Raw genomic sequence first — 19,775 nt, forward strand, 5'->3', positions numbered from 1 at the left:
GGCAATGTCAGGCGATGCAGAACGATTGCTGAGTGTGCGTAACCAAAAGGTATTGAGTAACTGTCATTTCTACCAGATCCCCGACTTCTGAATCAGATTTAGCAAATTACAGCAAGACTGACCAAAGAAGTCGGGGATCTACATTGAACCCAGAACAGGAAGCTGCGTTGGCAGGTATCACGGAACTCGATCGCATCTTCCTGATGTTGAATGCCAGACTGACTACAGAGTGAGGACTATTCACCAGCCTATCAACGCTTCACTCCTTATCCCTCACCGCTTACTCCTCACCTCCCACTGCCGACGCAAACATGCAGCCGTCCATTGAGACAAATATGTCGTTCAAGAGTACCTGTTTCGGTACTGTCGCTTGAGGTGCTGCTGCAACGGTTGGTTGTGGAAGGGTTTTGCGAAACGCCTGGAGTTGCAACACAGCTTGTTTTGCCAGGTCGATCGTCTTAGATGCAATTTGCAGCAGTTCTGCCTCTGCTTGCCGATAGTCTGTTAGCTCGATCGCATACAGATACACAATCTTGAACGCAGGCAGCGATCGATAGGTCAGTGCCAGATACATATTGTTGATCATCACTTCGATCGTGTGCTCCTTCCGTTGATCTGCCAAACAAGCCGTCACAATTTGTGGATGTTCTGCTGGTAAGAGCGCCAGTGCATCTCTTTGGAGCCGTTTCAATAACCGCACAGCCGCAGGGTTCGTCTTCACCACAGCACCATCCGGGCTAAACACCAGAATGGGATTGGGATTGTCTCGAATAAAGGCAGACAGATGAATGATGTCTGCATGGGCATAATCGCGCTTGCTGAGGAGATGGCGAGGCTTGAGAGCGATCGGCTCTAGCGGCAGGTCGATAAACTGTCCGTACCGAACCCCCGCTGGGTCATTTGTGTCTACCATGAGATGTTAGCTCCTCAAGTTGTATGAAACGGTGGAGTCAGCCAGGGCGTGGTGTGGTAGCCGAAGCCCTGGCTTTGATGCGAGCGAGTGTGCGTCAGTGTGCATAACGAACGATCGAGACAGAGCGGCTAGTGGAACGATTGCTACGTTCAGTAAAAACTCGTAAGGCATTGGCTGCCAACGCTTCAGTAGTTTCACGTAATAAACGGCTCTATGTCCGCTGTTTCAGACCAGTGAACACTCGATTTAGGTAGATACCCTGAGTTCTACTATGGGCGCTCTCCTTGCTTTCGTGAGTGATAAAAACCGTTCTACGTTGTGAATATAGGCTTCTAAACGTGTGACGCATTTAACACGTCAGCCTGACTGGACTCACTCATTTGGGTGACTGCTATCACACAGAAATTTCGGTAATACTGCTGTTGTGCTGCTTGTTCCCGCGATCGTGCCTAAAAAATCTGCTGGCGATCGTCTGCACGACCGTTCCCAATGGGCGCTAAACTAATAGGCAGTTGAAAGAACCTGTCCCAACTTTTCTGCTCCCCTCACAACCATCTGCGGTCTATGCCAAGATCTCAACGCAACGACAATTTCATTGATAAAAGCTTTACCGTCATGGCAGACATCATTCTGAAGATTCTGCCTGCCACCAAGAAAGAGAAAGAAGCGTTTGCTTATTACCGCGACGGGATGTCTGCTCAGGGTGATGGGGAGTATGCCGAAGCGCTGGACAACTACTACGAAGCGCTGAAATTGGAGGATGACGATTACGATCGCAGCTATATCCTCTACAACATCGGCTTAATTCATGCCAGTAACGGTGAACACGATCGCGCATTAGACTACTACCATCAAGCGCTAGAACAGAATCCCAGACTGCCGCAAGCGCTCAACAACGTAGCGGTCATTTTTCACTACAAGGGTGAAATGGCAAAAGAAGCAGGCAACGACGATGAGGCAGAAGCGTTCTACCAGCAAGCCGCAGAATACTGGAAACGTGCAATTCGCGTTGCACCCAACAATTACATTGAGGCGCAGAACTGGCTGAAAACCACTGGACGATCGCAGATTGATGTCTACTTTTGAAAAGTTTTGAGTGATTGGTTTTTAGTTGTTAGCAACGATGAACCAGCAGTACTGATGCTTTCTACTTTAAACGACATCGAACAGGCTTAATGCCTTCTGATGATTGGTGATTTAAGCTAACAACTAACAACTAATTGCTAACAACTATCCATGCTCGATCGTGAACAGGTTCACAAAGTCGCTCATCTTGCCAGACTTGCATTGACGACTGAAGAAGAGGAAATGCTAACAACGCAGCTTGGCGATATTCTGGGCTATTTTGAACAACTAAATGAACTGGATGTCAGTGGGGTCGAGCCAACAACGCGCGCGATCGACGTGAGTAATGTTGCTCGTACTGACATACTGCAACCGAACGCTGAGCGAGAGGCAATGCTGGATGCTGCACCCGATCGTGATGGCGATTTCTTCAAAGTGCCCAAGATTGTGAATGCAGATTAATCAGTTGCGTTTGTAGGAACGCTATGCCTAACATCCTTAGAGAACGCTATGCCTAACATCCTTAGAGACGGACAAAACCTGCCTTCGCAGGTTCCCAAGCCTTCACGTTTTGGTAGTCCGCGCAGGCGGACTTTGTTTACGTAGTCGCGGTTTTAACCGCCAGACACTTTTCAAACAACCTCTTACTGCTAATTAAGGTAGACTTCGCCGTTTGACTCAATGGTGAGCGCAGTTTTGTCAATCGCAAAATCGGTTGTTTCCGTCAGCGTCAGTTCGATCGTGTTTGCGGCTGTTGTAGGAACCTGTGGACTAACCAGAAGAAACCCGCGATCGCGTCGATAAAAGCTTAAGCTAACAGGCGTTTTTAGATCTTGCAGTGCTACTTGCGATCGTCCGCCCAATGTTCGCAAGCGAGTATCACCAATCACTTGATACACAATTTCTGCGCCCGTTTTATTGATTAGTTTGACACCAACTACACCATTATTCGGCGTAAGTGTGGCAATAGGAGGCTGTTGCTGACTGGGTAATGGCGGATTAACGACTGGGGCAGAGGGACGAGTTTGCGCGGTTGCCTTTTCCACAAGTGGAGCAGCGATCGCACCAAGTGTCAGCAAACTACTGCAAAGTGCAGTTGCTAACCTTAACTCGATTTCCATGTTGTGCAGCTTCTTCACTCTTACAGTGACCTCTTGAATAAAAGACCAATTGCTCGTTAACCTAAGTCGTAGCTGTTAGCAATCGTGTGCCAACAGCTACGTACTTTTAGACGATATAATTCTAGACGATCTTCCACAACAGAGAGTTCCGAAGCATCACTTTTCAGTGAGATGTCAGCCCACCAATTTTGGGAGCTACATTTCCTTAAGCCTCTTGCCAAAGGCGTTGAATTGTACCAGGTAGAAAACTTCTGATCTCCTGAATGCGATCGTCTGACAACTCATCTTTGGTTGCAGAGAATACCGCCTTAACCGCAATTTCTGGATCGACAGTGTTCTGCAACCCGGCTTCCTGCTTAATACGAAACAAGAACGTGTCGTCTTTGATCTTGAGCGGTTGCCTGACGCGACTGATAAAACGCACGACGGGATTTGTATCTTGCCACAGGTCTTCAATTTCATTTTGAAGTGCCTTTTCTGTGGTTGGTTCCATCTCTTTTTGAAGTTCGCCAGCAACACGATCGACGGTCTCATTCGGCATCATGTCACGCATTGTGCGGAACACAACTTCTGTAATATCTCGTGCATCATAAAGATCAGACAATTCACCTTTGACCATCACCTTTTCAAGAAAAGGCGTATCTTTAGTGGCGATCGGAACAGTAGAACCTTGCTTCATCGATTCGGGAGGATTCTTTTCCATGTCTTCTAGCATTTTGTGACCTTTCTCAGTTAACTCTGCTTTCTTAAACGTAATCAAGTGGGGCAGTGGACCATCGGGTGCTCCGTAAGTATTGGCAATACGGAAATCAACTTCTTTAGAGTTAATGACATTAGGAACATCATCCTGATTACCATAGGCATTGCCGCTAAATTCGGCGTTGATGTATGCCTTCTGATTTAAATAATCTAGGTGACCCAAAAAATCGGCTGGAGAGAGGGCAATACCTGTAAAGTCAGATGCACTAAAACTAATTGGATCGGGTCCAGGAGCACGATCGCCATCCTGGATTTTTTTCAACATGATATAAACAACATCGTCTCTAATTGCGATCGGCATTGCATCGTCCTCTCTTCAACAGCATTTTTGGCAACAGAGCGACAGAAAAAGTTGACTCTTTCCGTAAGGGTGTTTTTTCTGATAGATGGTTTGAAGCTCATTCATGAACTTCAAGTCTTTTTAGTCGCCGATGTTACACAAAGCAACCGCATATTATTGCAAAAGATTACAGCTATATCTCTATCACAAGCGTTAAATTCGTTTTCAACCCAGCTAAGCCTTTAGATAGAGACGATCGTTAAGACGACATTACACTAGCTTCCAGGCGATCGCATCACGGTCTAAGATGGAGTGACGAAAGTAAACCTCAGCAATTTTCGCTTCTCCTTTTTCTCTTTCAAAAAGTTTGGATTCGCTTCAAATTGTTCTTTCTGTTGACTGTTCCTGTTAACGCATACGCTTACCGTCGCTTCCAGAGTTTGAGCTATCGCTGCTACAAATTGCGTGTTTCAGGGAAATCTGAGGGCGCTTAGACCAGTTGTCACTGACCTTTTGATTCAATGAAACTGTCGCTTTATTGCCCCACCTGCTCTCGACCGATCGCGGATCTCAACAACACAGCCCCACAGGTCACTTGTACTGCGTGTCAGCACCGCTATGGCATCGTGCATGGCAAGCTTTCCAAGCATTCCTCTGTTAACGAAACGCTGCTGTTTTTGAGCCACAAGCTGCCCAGCCTTCACAAGCGGCATTACACGTTGCAAATTACAACGCCCGATCGCAACCTTAAACAGCTTCAGTTTTCCATCCCTGGTAAAGCAGACCCTCTCCCAGTGCATTACGGCGACGTGGTATCGGTGCTGTACACCATGCAGGGCTACCTGATGAAAAAATTGGTGGCTGTCAATAATCACACCACGGGTAAGCGCTACGTGCTGCCTAAACCTGTACCCAGTTCTAGCCATCTCACGTTAACACTGAGCACGATCGTGCTGGGATTGCTGGTGGGTTCTTTTTTCAGCGGGGTCAATGTGTTCCTCGTTTCTGTGGCGACAGCGCTGGGCGTGCTGGCATATCTGAAGGTGACGAACATCGCCCAACTGACGAACCCCTCTCTGGAATACGGACGGGAAGGTACCCGCTTAGCTGGCGATCAACGGCTGCTAGCGCAAAAACTCAAAATTGAGCATCGCCTGGATGAAATTAATCATGAGTGCAAGTCCAATCAGGGTTTGATCGATCGACTGGATGATCTGAAGCAAAAAATGGTCGATGTCGATCAGCAGCTTTATGCACCCCGCATTTTTAGAACAACGGGTGCGGTCACGATTTTGAAGCAGCAAATTACCAACAATCAGCGTCTTGTGCGGGAATACCGCCGAGCCTTACAAATGATTGAAATTGAGATGGAAACCTCCTGGATTGCCGACCAATTGCCCGATGCCAGCAACTTCACCCGTGCCATCATGCAGAAGCTGGAAGAATTGAAAGCGATCGAAGACCAGAATCAATTTCTTAAACTCCAACTGACTGCCTATGAAGAAGTCAAGCATCATGTCATTCCAGGCTACGACGGATAAGCAGGTATCGATGACCTTATCCATCCTCTCGTTGCGGTAATGTCACCGTCACAGTTGTGCCTTGCGCGAGAAGGCTGTCGATGTGAATGGTACCGCGATGGTTTTCGACGATCGCCTGGGCAATGGCTAATCCCAAACCTGACCCAGTAACAGAGGCTTGAGTGCGGGCAAGATCAACGCGATAAAAGCGATCAAATAAACGCGGTAGCGCTTCCGCCGGGATGCCGATCCCCGTATCGCTTACAGTGCTTTGAAGAAAGTAGTTACCCGATCGCTTCAATTGCTGCAAAGCAACCGTAACTTTACCTCCAGACGGCGTGTATTGCAGCGCATTGCCCAGCAGGTTGGTAAAGAGACGTGCTAACTGGTCACGATCGGCGTGTAGGGTACTCCAGGTCTCCTGAGGCGGTGCTTGAGTGGGTACGATCGTAGCGCTGGCTTGTGCAGCTCCTGATCTGGCTCCTGACGAATCGCTCTCCAATAAGCTAGAGGAGCTAGAGGATGTTGGGATGTTTGCAGTATTTTTGGCAAGCGGTTCCATCAGGCTAAACACAAGCTGAATGCCCTTTTCTTCTGCCAGCATCTGCTGTTCTTCAATCACATCCCTCAATAGCCCATCCAACGGCACACTCACGCGGCGAGACTGAACAATACCGCTGTCTTGCCGCGCCAAAAAGAGCAAATCATCGACTAACCGTCCCAAGCGCCTGGTCAGCCGTTCGACCACTTTAAGGTGCTGTTGCTGGGTGTATGCGTCTGGATCAGGATCTGCCAGTGCAACTTGAACGTTCGTTTGAATGATGGCGATCGGGCTGCGTAACTCGTGAGAAGCATCCGCCGTAAACTGTTTTAGCCGCTGATACGATTCGCGGACAGGTTCCATTGCCAAACCTGACAGAAACCAGCCGATCGCTGCCACTGCCGCGACCATCAGCCCAATCCCCAAAATTAGATCGAACACCAATTGGCGCACAGGCTTGGTGACTTCAAACCAGGGATGACTCACCCGTAAATAGCCTAAAACCTGCCGACCAACCTCTATGCGTTGCGTTACCTGCCGCAAAATGAGCGAATCGGAAGAGGTCGTGGTTAGTTTTTGGCTGTTAGTTGTTAGCGCTGAGTCTGCTGTCATCAGGTTTTTACGGTTCCCTGTTTCTAGGTCAGGGACGATCGCCCCCAGGTTACCGCTGTCTCCTCTGACCATGCGCACAGTCTCACCCTGACTATCAAAGTTCAGCGGTACATTCAGCGGCTCTGACAACGTAGACCAGAGCAGATTTCCAGTTGGGCTGAACCATTCCAAATCAATGTGGTCGTCTTCGCCCGTAGCTGCACTATCACGAAAACTGGCTTCAACGTTAACCCGCAGTGCCCCACCTTCAGAATGTGGGTTGGTCGGTTCAATGACGAGCGATCGTCCAACCACCTCCACCACATGATTCAGCGTGTCATCAATGCGCTCAATCAACGTTTCGCGCACGTACAGATAAAAACCACTGGCAAACAGCAGCAGCAGTACTGCGGTCACCGTTGTATACCAAAGTGCAAGCCGACGACGAGTGGTTTGAAACATAGCAATAGGGTAACGCTATCAGCGGTCAGCTATCAGCCATCAGCTACCAGCTTTTCCCTGCCTTCTACCTTCTGCCTCCTGCCCCCTGCCTTCTGCCTTCTGCCTCCTGCCTTCTGCCTTCTGCCTAAAAATCTTCCAGTAACCACTCAGAGCCTCGTTCACCCAGTTCGAGGGGAATGCTGACTGCCTTGCCAAGTCGTGGACGATCGCGCGTTTGCTGGATCGACGTGTGTACTTGCTCTACACTGCCCCACGCTTGCAGGTGCTTAGCGACTTCATTCAGATGCTCCATGTACTCAGCCTCGGTTAAGGGGAAAGATACCTGCTCCAGATACTTCCACATGATCAGAAAAAAAATTTTGCCTTGGGTTCGCCGTAGCTGGATGTCGTAGGAGCGTCCCCACTTGTCTAACAAGATCTGACGTAAATCACTTCCGGTCATAGCGCTGCCATTCCACCACATGATTGCTCTCAGATTCACAAGTTGCGCCACACTCTGCAAGGGGTGTTAAAGGACTCTTCTGCGATCGTTAACATTTCGTATAAGACCAACAATCATCCCAACTATGATGCTAGCGTCAAGAAATGTAATAATCTTAGTGACTTCCTCAGAGAAGCGATCAGCCGCTCTGTGAGACGATTATTGCAGTGTTGAGTGAGCAGTGTCTGCAAGAGGGGCAGGCATCTGAATCCACTCGAGCGCAGCGCTCAGCGAACGCTCAACTCTTTAAGCGTTTACTCAGCCTTGCCAACGCCCTTTCTTAACAGAACTATACGCAGTCATGACACAAATTTCTGGATCTTCAGATGTCCCCGATATTGGTCGCCGCCAATTCATGAATCTTTTAACATTCGGTGCTGTCACTGGTACGGCGCTAGGTGCCCTTTACCCGGTAGTGAAGTACTTCATTCCACCGTCGAGTGGTACTGGTGGCGGCGGTGCCACTGCCAAAGATGCACTGGGTAATGACATTCTAGTCAGTGCTTTTATTGCCAGCCATGCTGCTGGCGACCATGTCCTGTCTCAAGGGCTTAAAGGCGATCCAACCTACATTGTGATCAAAGAAGACAAAGCACTGGCTGACTTCGGGATCAATGCAGTCTGTACGCATCTGGGTTGCGTTGTGCCCTGGAACGCGGCTGAGAACAAGTTCAAATGCCCCTGTCATGGCTCTCAGTACGATAGCAACGGTAAGGTGGTACGGGGTCCAGCACCGCTGTCATTGGCATTAGCACATGCAGCGGTTGTCGATGACAAGGTGAGCTTTACTGCCTGGACTGAGACTGATTTCCGCACTGGTGAAGACCCCTGGTGGGCTTAAACTGGGTGCGTTTGGATCGGGTGCGCTTAGAGATCTGGTGCGCTTAAAGAGTGAATCGTTTGCTGATTGTCCGTTGCTGCTGATTGTCCTTTGCTCATGACACGATCGTTACAGATGAAAAAGATTCTTTTAGAGAGATTAATACCCGCTTCTAGGCTGTGTAAGTCCGTTGTGCTGGCAATGTTGGCGATCGCGGTCTTCCTCACAGGTAGTCTGGCTCTGCCACAAACTGCCTCGGCTTACCCCATCTTTGCCCAGCAGGCTTACGAAAACCCTCGTGAGGCAACAGGACGCATCGTTTGCGCCAACTGTCATCTGGCAGCCAAACCGACCGAAGTAGAAGTGCCTCAGTCCGTTCTGCCCGATTCTGTGTTTGAAGCAGTCGTCAAAATTCCTTACGACCAAACCGTGCAGCAAGTTGTGGGTGGTGGCGATAAAGGACCCTTGAACGTTGGTGCTGTGCTGATGTTGCCCAAAGGCTTTAAGATCGCACCCGAAGACCGCATTCCTGAGGAAATGAAGGAGAAGGTTCAAGACCTCTATTTCCAGCCCTACAGCGAAGATAAAGAAAATATCGTCGTGATTGGTCCGCTGCCTGGAGAGCAGTATCAGGAAATCGTCTTCCCTGTGCTTGCCCCTGACCCCAAGACAGATAAATCTTTGCGCTTCGGTAAGTATGCGGTTCATGTCGGTGGCAATCGCGGTCGCGGGCAGATCTATCCCAATGGTGAAAAGAGCAACAATGCGGTTTACAACGCTTCTGAGGCGGGCACCGTGAGCCAGGTAACAAAACCAGAAGATGGTGGCTATGAGGTCACTATTCAGATGGCAGATGGCAAGACGGTTGTTGATACAATTCCTGCGGGTCCTGACCTGATTATTTCAGAAGGTCAAGAAGTGAAGGCGGGTGATGCACTGACCGTGAATCCAAACGTGGGTGGCTTTGGTCAGGCAGATACCGAAATCGTCTTGCAGAACCCCGATCGCGTGAAGGGTCTACTAGCATTCTTCGGCATCGTTGTTTTATCTCAAATCTTGCTCGTCCTGAAGAAGAAGCAAGTTGAGCGTGTGCAGGAAGCTGAGATGAATTTCTAGTCTCCAGACAACACGTTTATTTCTGTTAGGAACAGGCGATCGTCTGTTCCTTTTTTGTGGCTGCTATTAAAACAGCGATCGTTCACGTTCATTATGAGCTTTTCGACTACGGCGGACGCATTGTTGCGTTTCAAAATGCGGTGCCGCTGCCTTAGTGCTTCTAGTTGTAAAGTATCCGGTCTTGGTGAATCAGTTAAATTTTTGGGCTGTAGGATTGTTTGGATTCGGTACAGTAAGCGATCGAGATCGATCGGTTTCCGAATAAAGTCATCGGCTCCTATATCACCACTATCAGCAGGCGTGGAAGACTATTTGACTGCAATTGATTCGTTGCTTACGTCGTTTCCTGATGATGCATCAATGAGTTTCAAAGCCAAGCTTACGCACTAATCGCCTGAACTCTCGGTTGCGAAGCCTCCGTCCTCACTCAAAACTTTTTAGCCTTTAGCCTCTCCCTGATGAATCGTCTTCACCCATTTCAAACGCTTAGGACGAATGGAGAGGCGCGCGGTTGTCACAGCTACAACTGGAAGCCAGTGGAACATGTAGACTGTGCCAAAAAGAGTATGGAGCAACAGCCGCAGGAATGAGGCAAGCTGCAGATTTGGCTCAACTCGTTTCGGCGGATACTTCCCGTCTTGCGCCAGTCCTGCCTGTCGACTTGTGTTTGTCTGCGATCGAATTTGCCGCAAGCCAGCAACGGTGCCTAAGACCGACAGAGCAAGGGTTAATGTCGTCAATGGACTGACCAGCAGCGGACGATTACGCAAGGCTGACATCAAAAGATCGGGCACGATCGCTGTGGGCAGCAGATACTGAATGACCCAAAACATGAGCAGGTCGATCGTCTTGCGAGTACCCATCCGGTTTTGCAAAATCGGTCGCCAATAGTCGAGATAGCGCTGGTAGCCACCTTCAGCCCAACGACTGCGCTGATGCCAGAGCGCGATCGCCTGCGTAACACCCTCTTCTTCGACGGCAGGCAGCGCCATAAAATCGACATCCCACTGATCGAGATGCAGACGAAATGTGAGATCCAGGTCATCCGTAATGGTTGCTTCGTTCCAGCCGCCGCAACCCTCCAGCGCTTCACGACGGACAAACTGACCATTGCCGCGCAGTTCACCAATGCCACCGATCGCGATCCGCTGCCGCTGGTAAAACGAATCCAACGCCATCTCAGCGACCTGACCCTGAGTCCAACCATTCTCTGAAGCGTTAGACACTGCCTTCCGCACTTGAACAGCACCCAATTCCTCACGCTGGAAGAGCGGCAAAACCCGTCGCAGCATATCTTGCGACACCTGGGCATCCGCGTCAAACACGGCGATGATTTCTCCCTTCGTCAGCGGCAAGACCTGGTTGAGCGCGCCCGATTTGCCACCGCCTGCATTGGCTGGGCGATAAAACACCCGTAGCTGTTCGTACTTCTGCGCCAGTTGCTGCAAGCGAGTCGGGGTTGCGTCCGTACTATTGTCGTCGATGACCCAAAGCTCACAGCAACTGGACGGATAATCTAACTCACAAAGCGTTTTGACTAGCCTGTCAATGACCGACTCTTCGTTTTTCGCCGCCACTAGAATCGATACCAATGGAAAGCGATCGCCCGCTGCTTCCGACAACGGTGCGGGCGCAGACAGCGGACGTGACAACAGAATCCTCGCTGCCTGGATGCCCATCAGCGTCGTTAGACCAACGACGACCCAATAGCCCCAGGCAACAAAATGTAGCGAGATCGTACCGCTCCAGATAACAACGAGCGCGATCGCCGCCCGTCGTCGTCGGTTGTCGCCTCTATAAGGCTCACTCGATGCACTCTCTGCTTCCGGTTGATCAGATAGATCACCAAACAACGAGCCAAGCGGCTCATGCTCGCTGTAAGAATCGTTTTCGGGCCAGGAACTCTCCGGCATAAGTTACTTGATTCAACCACCAATATTTGTCTAAACCTTTGAAGAAGCTCGGGATCAGGTAACACCAAACCGTGCAGCCTTCACACACGGATAGCTTACCTTGAGATTGCCGATACTCTTCCACGACTTCAGACTGTTTATACAGGTCGTAAAGCTGACCGTTAATCGGCAAGCCCGTTTGAGCAAAGTGATAGCAGGGCAATAGCAATTCGTCATTGGGCGAAATGGCAATCACTGCATCGACCGCTTTACAGCGTGGCTTGCTCGTATCGTTGCCGCCTGCTTCAATAAAAGCAAGTGCTGCTTTGTTGTAGCCCACATTACTGTACTGTTTAGCCGCCGCCTCGATCGCCACCACCAGATCTGGGGTTGGATTTTTCTTCGAGTTGTAGTGACTGTGAGCCGTAAACGCTGGATTCAGCCAAACTCGCGCTTCTAGTTGTTGCCCCAGCTCTGCCACTTCGCCAATGCGGTGGTAATTCTGAGCGGTCACCGTATGGTTTAAAACCGGATGTTCGCCCAACGAATGAGCGATCTTTACCGACTCAACCAACGTATCAAAAATCTTCACGCCTCTAGATTGGTCGTGCGTTTCAGCATCGGCACCATCCAGTGAGAAGTTTAGAAAATCGACCAGACCCTGGATTTCTTTCGCCCGTTTAGGGTAAAGAATGGTGTTCGTTGTCATGCTGGTGACAAACCCTTGCTGCTTTGCCTCAGCATAGATTTGCCCAACGTCCGATCGCAACAGTGGCTCTCCGCCTGTGAAGTCTACGTATCTGACATTGAGTCGCCTTAAATCGGCTAAATTGCGACGAATGGTGTCAAAATCCGCTTCTTTTTTCGGCTCTAGTGCCCAAATGTCGCAGAAATGACACCGAGCGTTACATCGGTAAGTTAGATAGTAATTTGCAGCCAGAGGTGCCATAAATTGTTTAACGTTTAGTCCGCGCTGAAATCACAATAGGGCGATCGCGTGAGGAATACAAGCCATTAACTATAGAGTATTTTGAGGACAACTTCTTGGGATGAGCCTCACAAATCGATCAAACGCTTAACCGCTAGCAACGGTAGTGTTTCACTGGCGCGTCATCAGGGTAAGCCGTCTTACACACTGTTTGTGCGTTACTGCCCGTTTTTTTAGGGCATACTACGGCTATGAGCACTGAACTGCGCTAGCGATCGCTGTGAGGCATTGACTCAACGCAACCTGTGATAGACCTTAACTCTCCGGCTTCTGTGAGCCGCCTTCATCCGTTACTCTAACGAACTTCCAACTTGACCGCACTTTAGGAAGATTGAGCATGTCCATCGACAAACTTCAACCCGCTGCCAATCAGCACGTCGGCGTTTATGTACCCTATTACCCACAGGCAGGCAAGCGATCGCAACTGCCCCTGGCAATTAGCCTTTACCAAAAAGGGGCGTTAGAAGGGCAACGCAAAATCGAGGGCGGTGAGAGTATCCCCTTTATTGCCACCTGGAATGTCTCAACGTTGCCCGCTGACTTAACCCGTTGCCGCATTCAGTTTGACGGCAACTCAGAACTGAGCTACGAACTCATGATGGCGAACTTTGAGTTCATCGATTTTCTCATCGAGGTGATCATGAACTTCAACCGCGTTCGCCTCGCAGACTTTTCGCAGTCGTTTTATCGCAAGCTGATGCGGTATGACGATTAGAGGTCGTGGAAGTAAGGGCAGGGGAGGCGGGGGGCAGAGGAGGCAGGGGGCAGAGGAGGCAGGGGGCAGAGGAGGCAGGGGGCAGAGGAGGCAGAAAAGGCAATTCAGCACTCAAAGTTCTCTAGCATAAAGCTTTTGGCATCGAAGAAACGTGAAGCGTACCTAACGGTTCAGCAGCACGAAGCGCTACGCAAAACTCTTGCTCTGCTCCCCTCGCTCCTTCTGCTCCCCTCGCTCCCTCTGCCCCATTTCCCTCATGGACATTCTCCAGATTCTCAAAGACGACTACCAGCGCTTTCCGATCGACCAGACGTACAGCATCTACGCTGAGGATGTGTATTTCAAAGATCCGACGAGCGAGTTTCGGGGGGTCGATCGCTACAAAAAGACGATCGCCTTCGTCCAGACCTGGTTTCGTCACTGCAAAATGGATTTGCACAGCATCCAACAGTCTGACAACACCATTCGCACTGACTGGACATTGAGTTGGAACACGCCGCTTCCCTGGAACCCTCGCATCACCATTCCTGGTTGGAGCGACCTCACCCTTAATGCAGATGGCATGATCGCCTCTCATATCGACTACTGGCATTGTTCGCGTCTGGATGTGCTGAAGCAGCACTTTCTGCTGAAAACTCGATAAAGTAAAAGAACGTAAACAATTCTCAGCAAAGGTTCGATCGCCATGCGCGTAATTTTGATGACGGGCAAGGGAGGCGTGGGCAAAACCTCCGTTGCGGCGGCGACTGGACTGCGCTGTGCTGAACTGGGCTACCGCACTCTCGTTCTCAGCACCGACCCCGCTCACTCCCTGGCAGACAGTTTTGACCTGGAACTGGGACACGATCCTAAGCTGGTGCGCCCTAACTTGTGGGGAGCCGAGCTGGATGCGTTAAAGGAACTGGAAGGCAATTGGGGAGCCGTGAAGCGCTACATCACACAGGTCTTGCAGGCACGTGGCATGGACGGTGTACAGGCAGAAGAACTGGCAATCCTCCCTGGCATGGACGAGATTTTCGGCTTGGTGCGGATGAAGCGCCACTATGACGAAGGCGAATACGATGTGCTGATCATCGACTCTGCGCCTACAGGGACGGCATTACGGCTGTTGAGCCTGCCTGAAGTGGGCGGTTGGTATATGCGGAAGTTCTACAAACCGTTTCAGGGAATTTCGGTTGCCTTGCGTCCGCTGGTGGAGCCGTTTTTTCGACCGATCGCAGGGTTCTCCCTCCCTGACAAAGAAGTAATGGACGCGCCTTACGAGTTCTATGAGCAAATTGAAGCGCTAGAGAAAGTGCTGACCGATGCCACCACAACGTCGGTGCGTTTAGTGATGAACCCCGAAAAAATGGTGATCAAAGAATCGCTCCGTGCCCATGCCTATCTGAGCCTGTATAACGTGGCAACCGATATGGTCGTAGCAAACCGTATTCTTCCTGATTCGGTTTCTGACCCATTCTTCCTGCGCTGGAAGGAGCAGCAGCAGCAGTATCGCCGCGAAATCCACGAAAACTTCTCGCCACTGCCCATCAAAGAAGTGCCGCTCTATTCCGAAGAGATGTGTGGATTGGCAGCGCTCGATCGCCTCAAAGATACCCTGTATCCCAACAACGAAGATCCTGCCCAGGTTTATTACAAAGAAACGACGCTGCGAGTGGTGCAAGACAAACAGCAGTACAGTCTTGAGGTCTATCTACCTGGCATTGAGAAACACCAAATCGAACTGAGCAAATCCGGCGATGAGCTAAACATTCGCATTGGCAATCATCGCCGTAACCTAGTGCTGCCACAGGCATTAGCCGCGCTGGAACCTGCAGGAGCAAAGATGGAAGACGACTACCTCAAAATCCGCTTTGCCGACGCGGTGAAGGCTTGAGCATGAAACAGAGGTAATTCGGTTGCGATGGTACGTGACGATCGTACTAAATGCGATCGCACTAAAATAGGAGCACCCCAGCCTGCTTTGACAGAAGCTGTGGCATTGGTTGGAATGACTAGGCTAACCGCAATGACAACCGCTATCCAAAAGCTCACCTTTGAGGCATACCTCGCCTATGACGATGGTACAGACACTCGTTATGAACTCGTTGATGGGGAACTGCGCCCGATGAGTTTGGGGACAGGGAAGCATGGAGCGATTGCAGAATTTCTCAACGACCAATTTAAAGATGAAATTAGCCGAACGGGATTGCCGTGGACGGCTAAAGATATGCGAATTGGTGTGCGCTCTCCTCGTGGGGGACGGTGGGATACGTCACGTATTCCTGATGTAACCGTGCTATTGCGCGATCAATGGGACGGAATGGCAGATCGTGAAGCCGTGATTAATCTCAATGAACCGCCACCGTTACTGGTTGTAGAAGTGGTGAGCGAGTCTACAAAATCGGCAGACTACCGCGCTAAGTATAGTGAATACAGCGTTTTAGAGATTCCTGAATACTGGATTGTTGACCCGCTAGAAGGAAGGGTAACAATCTGTCAGTTGAACGAAGGTCGCTACGATGAGTCTGTTTTTGCAGGAGAAGCTTTGATTGAATCTCCTACCTTTCCAGCTTTACAGTTAATAGCTATGCAGATTCTCGCAGGAAAACTATAACATCAGCGATCGCCCATCTTATTCAAATGGTTGCAGCAGTGCTTCCTAGCAATTCGTTACGGTATAGTGATGGCGCTGTTTCAGAATAGTTGAGTGCACGAACCATTTCAAAGCGCTGACCCGCACGATCGACAAGGTGCTCACTTCATGCTGAAGGAAATCTACGAGCAGCCAGAGGTGGTGCGTCGATGCTTGGCAGCGTATCTCAAACCGGATTGGGACGGCAATCAGGAGACTGCCTTGCAATCCAGTCCATTTAACTTTATGTTGCCGGACGCGCTCTTTGCTAGTGTGGCAGAGATCCAGATTGTGGCGTGTGGTACCAGTCGTCATGCGAGTCTGGTTGCGCAGTACTGGTTGGAGCAGTTGGCGGGCATTCCCACCAGAGTCCGATCGGCATCCGAATTTGTCTCTGCACCGTTTCCGTTGACCGCAAACACGCTGACGATCGCCGTGACTCAATCGGGCGAAACGGCGGATACGTTAGCCGCGATCGCAGTAGCAACAACTCGTCGATCGCAAGCAGAAGGCTCGTTGCCATCCTGGTTGCTCGGCATCACAAACCAGCCGGAAAGTTCGCTGACAAAGGCAGTGGATTACACTCTTCTGACGTTTGCTGGCACGGAAATTGGAGTTGCCGCAACGAAGACTTTTATCGCTCAACTGGTTGTCTTTTACTGTCTGGCGTTAGAGTTTGCCGTTCGTCGTCAGGTCTCAGCACAACCTCTGTCAGCGCAACAGTTGGGAGACACGATCGCCGCGTTGCGATCGTTGCCTGATCAGATCGAAGCCATCCTCAAACAGCAGCGCGAATTGATTCAGGTCATTGCCCAAACTTTTGCAGACGTGAACGATTGCATCGTCATCGGTCGCGGTATTAGTCGAGCGATCGCGCTGGAAGGCGCACTCAAGCTCAAAGAAACGACCTACATCCATGCGGAGGGCTACGCAGGCGGTGAGTTTATGCACGGACCGATCGCGCTGTTAGATGCGAAGGTGCCAGTGATTGCGATCGCGCCTGCTGGCAGTGTTTATGCATCAATGCTCACCAATGCACAGAAAGCAAAGTCTAATGGAGCGCCGTTAATTGGCATTACGAATGTGACTGAGCCATCCGATCGCGCTGAGTTCGACCACTCAATCACTGTGCCTGCGATCGACGAACTGCTTTCGCCGTTTCTCACCGTGGTGCCGCTGCAATTGCTGGCATACACGATCGCGGTGCAGCGTGGGCTGGATGTCGATCGACCGAGAAACATCACGAAAACGCTAACCAGTTAAGTGGAAGCGAGCAAACACTCTTTTACCCCAGAAGCGTTTCTATTTCCGCATCTGTGAAGCTAAATTGCCTAAAGATGCGCAAAACGTAAGCAGGCGACATTTCTCTTGCTCCCATATCGATTGGTACTACCCGAAGCGTGTCGCCAGCAGTACGTTTATACAAGCAATGATCTCCTTTCCCTTCTCGATAAAAGCTGCAACCTCCCTGTTCCAAGAGTTTGATTAACTGCTTCGGTTTGAGAGAGGGAATATTTTTAGGCATACACTGCCCTGAATTCATAAACCTCTGACGTTGGTTCCTTTGCCTCTATAGTCAGAAATTCATGCAGTTCATTGATTGCAACGGGTGACTGAGGCACGCTGACTTCAGCTTCATCAACCGCTTGCAACGATTCAATCGCCGCTTGCAGCTTTTCGATCGCTGCGTCCTGGGTTATGCCTTGACCAACAATGCCATTTTCCAGGCACAACGAAACCCAATACCCGGCACTCTGTCTCAAAACAACGGTATAAAAATTCATGACTGTGTACCTGAGCTAATGTGCCTTCAAGTTGCAAAATCTGGGTGCTGAGATGTCAGTTGCATAGCGTTGCCCATACAACTTGTCATGCGATTAGCTTACCAACTCAGGAGCTATAGCCAAATTGTATCCTTCAGTACTCGTCCAATGGTTGCTCACCACATTGGCGTTACGTAAGAGTGATCTGTTCTTCAGCCTGCTCTCCACTAGCAAGAAATTTGTCACAATAGCTGCATCGGCTGGCATCAAGGCAGCTAGAACGGACGTAATGAGAGGGAGACGCGCTTGGATACTTTCATCAGTTTGCTGCTGGGCGTAAGCTTGAGTGCTGCCTGTGGCTTCAGGGTCTTTGTACCGTTACTGCTAGTGAGTGCAGCGGCGATCGTCGGGCATCTAGACTTGCCCACGAATGTGGCATGGGTTGGCACGGATCATGCACTAATCGCGTTTGCGGTTGCCAGCAGCTTAGAGATTGCAGGCTACTACATTCCCTGGTTTGATCATCTGCTCGACACGGTTGCGACACCGTTAGCCATTGTTGCGGGAACAGTGGTAACTGCTGCTACAGCGCCGGATATGAGTCCGTTGGCGCAATGGACGTTAGCGGCGATCGCGGGTGGTGGTGCGGCTGGCTTGACGAAGGGACTGCTCAACGTGTTACGCATTGGCTCGACTGCCACATCCGGCGGCTTGACGAATCCCATTCTTTCGACGATCGAGCTTGTTGCCTCGGTTGGGCTATCAGTGCTGGCGCTGACGTTACCCGCTTTAACAGGGATTGTGGTCGTCGTTGTGCTGCTGTTTGCCGCTTACAAGCTGTGGCGCTTCTTCTTCAAAGGTCAGCCTCAGACAGGCGCGATCGATGAAGCAACGCAGTAAATCACTCTCGAGCACTGAGCCTCTTGTATCGATAAGGGCGATCGAAGGGTTGCGCCTGATACTCTGAGGTTCGTGTGCGATGCTCCGAGGTTGGTGGGTGATGCTCTGAGGTTCACGCGTGATGCTCCGGAGGTTCGTCGATGATGTTCTGAGCATGGACGACGATACTCTGAGCATGGACGACGATACTCTGAGGTTCACGCACGATACTCTGAGGTTCACGCACGATACTCTGAGCATGGACGACGATACTCTGAGCATGGATGACGATACTCTGAGCATGGATGATGATGTTCTGAGGTTCACGCACGATACTCTGAGCATGGACGACGATACTCTGAGCATGGACGACGATACTCTGAGCATGGACGACGATACTCTAAGGTTCGTGCGCGAGTAGTAAAGTCTCATCGACGAGGATGAAAGGCTCGTTGGCGAGAATCAAAGAAACCGGGTTTCTGGACGCAACTTGGAGGGTCGATCGCATCACTTCGTGGAGAAACCCGATTTCTGGATACGGTGGAGTAGAAAAGAGCTACAGCAAGTTGGCAAACCCTGCCTGCTTAAAGTGGCGATCGGACGTGAATGCCTGAGTAAGCTGCTGCTGCGACATGACGACAAAACTAATGCAATCGGTGAGTCCCCACTCTTTATCAGGGCGTTGGCTGTAGAGTGTCCAGCCTTCAAAGAGTAGCGTTTGACTAACAGGAATGATTTCTAATCTGTTAAGAACTCGAAGGCGCTTAACGTATGCAACAGTCACTTCGCGACTCGCGGGACTTGATAAGGCATCAGCAACTTCCAGCAGTACAAACTCGGTTGTCACCAGAGAGACGTTTTGTTGTTGAAAGCTCATCATGAGTTGCTTCGCGGTTTGATGCAACGAATCTCGGCTGTTTAGCAACGCAATCCAGGCAACAGCATCAACAAAGATTCGCTTCAAGGATACGGTTCTCGCTTGGGTGTGCCATGAATGTAGTGGTCATGCTGGTGGGCTAAGTCTTCAATCCCGGTATCGACAGCATGTGCATCAATAAATGTCATCAAGTCGTTCCAGGATGAGTCGTCGATCGGTTGAGGGCTTTCTGTTTCCTCTTCCACGAACGTAATCACGACCTGCTGCCCATCGTGTCCTTCGATGGGTTCAGTGGGGTGAATCACCCCGTTTTGCACAGTGCCTTTGATCGATCGCATACACTAAACCTGCTAATGCGCTTCTCTATTCATGCTCTAT

At 50.3% G+C, this 19,775-nt stretch carries 23 protein-coding genes; 11 read left to right on the forward strand and 12 right to left on the reverse strand.

Features of this window, described 5'->3' with window-relative positions; translation table 11 throughout:
• Nucleotides 1-280: 280 nt before the first annotated feature.
• On the reverse strand, nt 281-913 hold the full coding sequence (locus AC5JO6_RS12160) for a hypothetical protein (RefSeq protein ID WP_496081327.1): 633 nt from the start codon (nt 911-913) through the stop codon (nt 281-283).
• 564 nt (nt 914-1,477) lie between these two features.
• On the opposite strand from AC5JO6_RS12160, the gene AC5JO6_RS12165 reads away from it, so the two are divergent.
• Complete coding sequence (locus tag AC5JO6_RS12165) at nt 1,478-1,999, forward strand: photosystem I assembly protein Ycf3 (protein ID WP_496081328.1); 522 nt, start codon at nt 1,478-1,480, stop codon at nt 1,997-1,999.
• 150 nt (nt 2,000-2,149) lie between these two features.
• Nucleotides 2,150-2,440 (forward strand): Asp-tRNA(Asn)/Glu-tRNA(Gln) amidotransferase subunit GatC, encoded by a 291-nt coding sequence (gatC, locus tag AC5JO6_RS12170; protein ID WP_496081329.1) that lies wholly within the window; start codon nt 2,150-2,152, stop codon nt 2,438-2,440.
• A 188-nt stretch (nt 2,441-2,628) separates the two neighbouring features.
• Here the strand turns inward: gatC and AC5JO6_RS12175 are convergent, their stop codons facing one another.
• Complete coding sequence (locus AC5JO6_RS12175; RefSeq protein WP_496081330.1) at nt 2,629-3,099, reverse strand: hypothetical protein; 471 nt, start codon at nt 3,097-3,099, stop codon at nt 2,629-2,631.
• A 205-nt stretch (nt 3,100-3,304) separates the two neighbouring features.
• Nucleotides 3,305-4,159, reverse strand: coding sequence for a DUF2267 domain-containing protein (locus AC5JO6_RS12180; RefSeq protein WP_496081331.1), 855 nt, complete (start codon nt 4,157-4,159; stop codon nt 3,305-3,307).
• Between the two features lie 500 nt (nt 4,160-4,659).
• Here AC5JO6_RS12180 and AC5JO6_RS12185 point away from each other — a divergent pair, with 500 nt between their 5' ends.
• Nucleotides 4,660-5,679, forward strand: coding sequence for a hypothetical protein (locus AC5JO6_RS12185; RefSeq protein WP_496081332.1), 1,020 nt, complete (start codon nt 4,660-4,662; stop codon nt 5,677-5,679).
• A 16-nt stretch (nt 5,680-5,695) separates the two neighbouring features.
• On the opposite strand, the gene AC5JO6_RS12190 is transcribed toward AC5JO6_RS12185, so the two are convergent.
• Entirely contained in the window at nt 5,696-7,252 is a 1,557-nt protein-coding gene (locus tag AC5JO6_RS12190) for a sensor histidine kinase (RefSeq protein ID WP_496081333.1), read from the reverse strand.
• 124 nt (nt 7,253-7,376) lie between these two features.
• Complete coding sequence (locus AC5JO6_RS12195) at nt 7,377-7,694, reverse strand: DUF3067 family protein (protein ID WP_496081371.1); 318 nt, start codon at nt 7,692-7,694, stop codon at nt 7,377-7,379.
• A 340-nt stretch (nt 7,695-8,034) separates the two neighbouring features.
• Here AC5JO6_RS12195 and petC point away from each other — a divergent pair, with 340 nt between their 5' ends.
• A complete protein-coding gene (gene petC, locus AC5JO6_RS12200) occupies nt 8,035-8,574 on the forward strand; it encodes a cytochrome b6-f complex iron-sulfur subunit (RefSeq protein WP_496081334.1) in 540 nt (179 codons plus the stop codon).
• 96 nt (nt 8,575-8,670) lie between these two features.
• Nucleotides 8,671-9,669: a cytochrome f gene (petA, locus tag AC5JO6_RS12205; protein ID WP_496081335.1), complete on the forward strand. Its 999-nt coding sequence runs from the start codon at nt 8,671-8,673 to the stop codon at nt 9,667-9,669.
• A gap of 437 nt (nt 9,670-10,106) precedes the next feature.
• Here petA and AC5JO6_RS12210 read toward each other — a convergent pair whose 3' ends face one another.
• Nucleotides 10,107-11,582, reverse strand: coding sequence for a glycosyltransferase family 2 protein (locus AC5JO6_RS12210; protein WP_496081336.1), 1,476 nt, complete (start codon nt 11,580-11,582; stop codon nt 10,107-10,109).
• The gene (locus AC5JO6_RS12215; protein ID WP_496081337.1) at nt 11,536-12,510 is read right to left on the reverse strand and encodes a radical SAM protein; all 975 of its coding nucleotides are present in this window, start codon (nt 12,508-12,510) and stop codon (nt 11,536-11,538) included. The genes AC5JO6_RS12210 and AC5JO6_RS12215 overlap by 47 nt, the downstream gene beginning before the upstream one ends.
• A 376-nt stretch (nt 12,511-12,886) precedes the next feature.
• Between AC5JO6_RS12215 and ebsA the strand changes: the two genes are divergently transcribed.
• The 5 genes from ebsA (at nt 12,887) to AC5JO6_RS12240 (ending at nt 17,141) form a co-directional block, all read left to right on the forward strand.
• Entirely contained in the window at nt 12,887-13,264 is a 378-nt protein-coding gene (gene ebsA, locus AC5JO6_RS12220; RefSeq protein ID WP_496081338.1) for a type IV pilus biogenesis protein EbsA, read from the forward strand.
• A 256-nt stretch (nt 13,265-13,520) separates the two neighbouring features.
• Nucleotides 13,521-13,907, forward strand: coding sequence for a C6orf136 family protein (locus AC5JO6_RS12225; RefSeq protein WP_496081339.1), 387 nt, complete (start codon nt 13,521-13,523; stop codon nt 13,905-13,907).
• A gap of 42 nt (nt 13,908-13,949) precedes the next feature.
• On the forward strand, nt 13,950-15,140 hold the full coding sequence (locus AC5JO6_RS12230) for a TRC40/GET3/ArsA family transport-energizing ATPase (RefSeq protein ID WP_496081340.1): 1,191 nt from the start codon (nt 13,950-13,952) through the stop codon (nt 15,138-15,140).
• A 132-nt stretch (nt 15,141-15,272) separates the two neighbouring features.
• On the forward strand, nt 15,273-15,860 hold the full coding sequence (locus AC5JO6_RS12235) for a Uma2 family endonuclease (protein WP_496081341.1): 588 nt from the start codon (nt 15,273-15,275) through the stop codon (nt 15,858-15,860).
• Nucleotides 15,861-15,953: 93 nt separating this feature from the next.
• A complete protein-coding gene (locus AC5JO6_RS12240; protein WP_496081342.1) occupies nt 15,954-17,141 on the forward strand; it encodes an isomerizing glutamine--fructose-6-phosphate transaminase in 1,188 nt (395 codons plus the stop codon).
• Between the two features lie 22 nt (nt 17,142-17,163).
• On the opposite strand, the gene AC5JO6_RS12245 is transcribed toward AC5JO6_RS12240, so the two are convergent.
• Nucleotides 17,164-17,403, reverse strand: a complete 240-nt coding sequence (locus AC5JO6_RS12245) for a type II toxin-antitoxin system HicA family toxin (protein ID WP_496081343.1) — start codon at nt 17,401-17,403, stop codon at nt 17,164-17,166.
• Nucleotides 17,396-17,662, reverse strand: coding sequence for a type II toxin-antitoxin system HicB family antitoxin (locus AC5JO6_RS12250; protein ID WP_496081344.1), 267 nt, complete (start codon nt 17,660-17,662; stop codon nt 17,396-17,398). The genes AC5JO6_RS12245 and AC5JO6_RS12250 overlap by 8 nt, the downstream gene beginning before the upstream one ends.
• Nucleotides 17,663-17,947: 285 nt before the next feature.
• Here AC5JO6_RS12250 and AC5JO6_RS12255 point away from each other — a divergent pair, with 285 nt between their 5' ends.
• Nucleotides 17,948-18,541 carry a DUF4126 domain-containing protein gene (locus AC5JO6_RS12255; protein WP_496081345.1) on the forward strand — a complete coding sequence of 198 codons (594 nt, stop codon included), beginning with the start codon at nt 17,948-17,950 and terminating at the stop codon, nt 18,539-18,541.
• Nucleotides 18,542-18,653: 112 nt separating this feature from the next.
• Here AC5JO6_RS12255 and AC5JO6_RS12260 read toward each other — a convergent pair whose 3' ends face one another.
• From AC5JO6_RS12260 to AC5JO6_RS12270, 3 genes are all read right to left on the reverse strand, one after another.
• The gene (locus AC5JO6_RS12260) at nt 18,654-18,851 is read right to left on the reverse strand and encodes a hypothetical protein (RefSeq protein ID WP_496081346.1); all 198 of its coding nucleotides are present in this window, start codon (nt 18,849-18,851) and stop codon (nt 18,654-18,656) included.
• Between the two features lie 225 nt (nt 18,852-19,076).
• On the reverse strand, nt 19,077-19,484 hold the full coding sequence (locus AC5JO6_RS12265) for a type II toxin-antitoxin system VapC family toxin (RefSeq protein WP_496081347.1): 408 nt from the start codon (nt 19,482-19,484) through the stop codon (nt 19,077-19,079).
• Nucleotides 19,481-19,735, reverse strand: a complete 255-nt coding sequence (locus AC5JO6_RS12270) for a hypothetical protein (protein WP_496081348.1) — start codon at nt 19,733-19,735, stop codon at nt 19,481-19,483. The genes AC5JO6_RS12265 and AC5JO6_RS12270 overlap by 4 nt, the downstream gene beginning before the upstream one ends.
• Nucleotides 19,736-19,775 lie beyond the last annotated feature (40 nt).

This window comes from Tildeniella sp. (assembly GCF_059505325.1).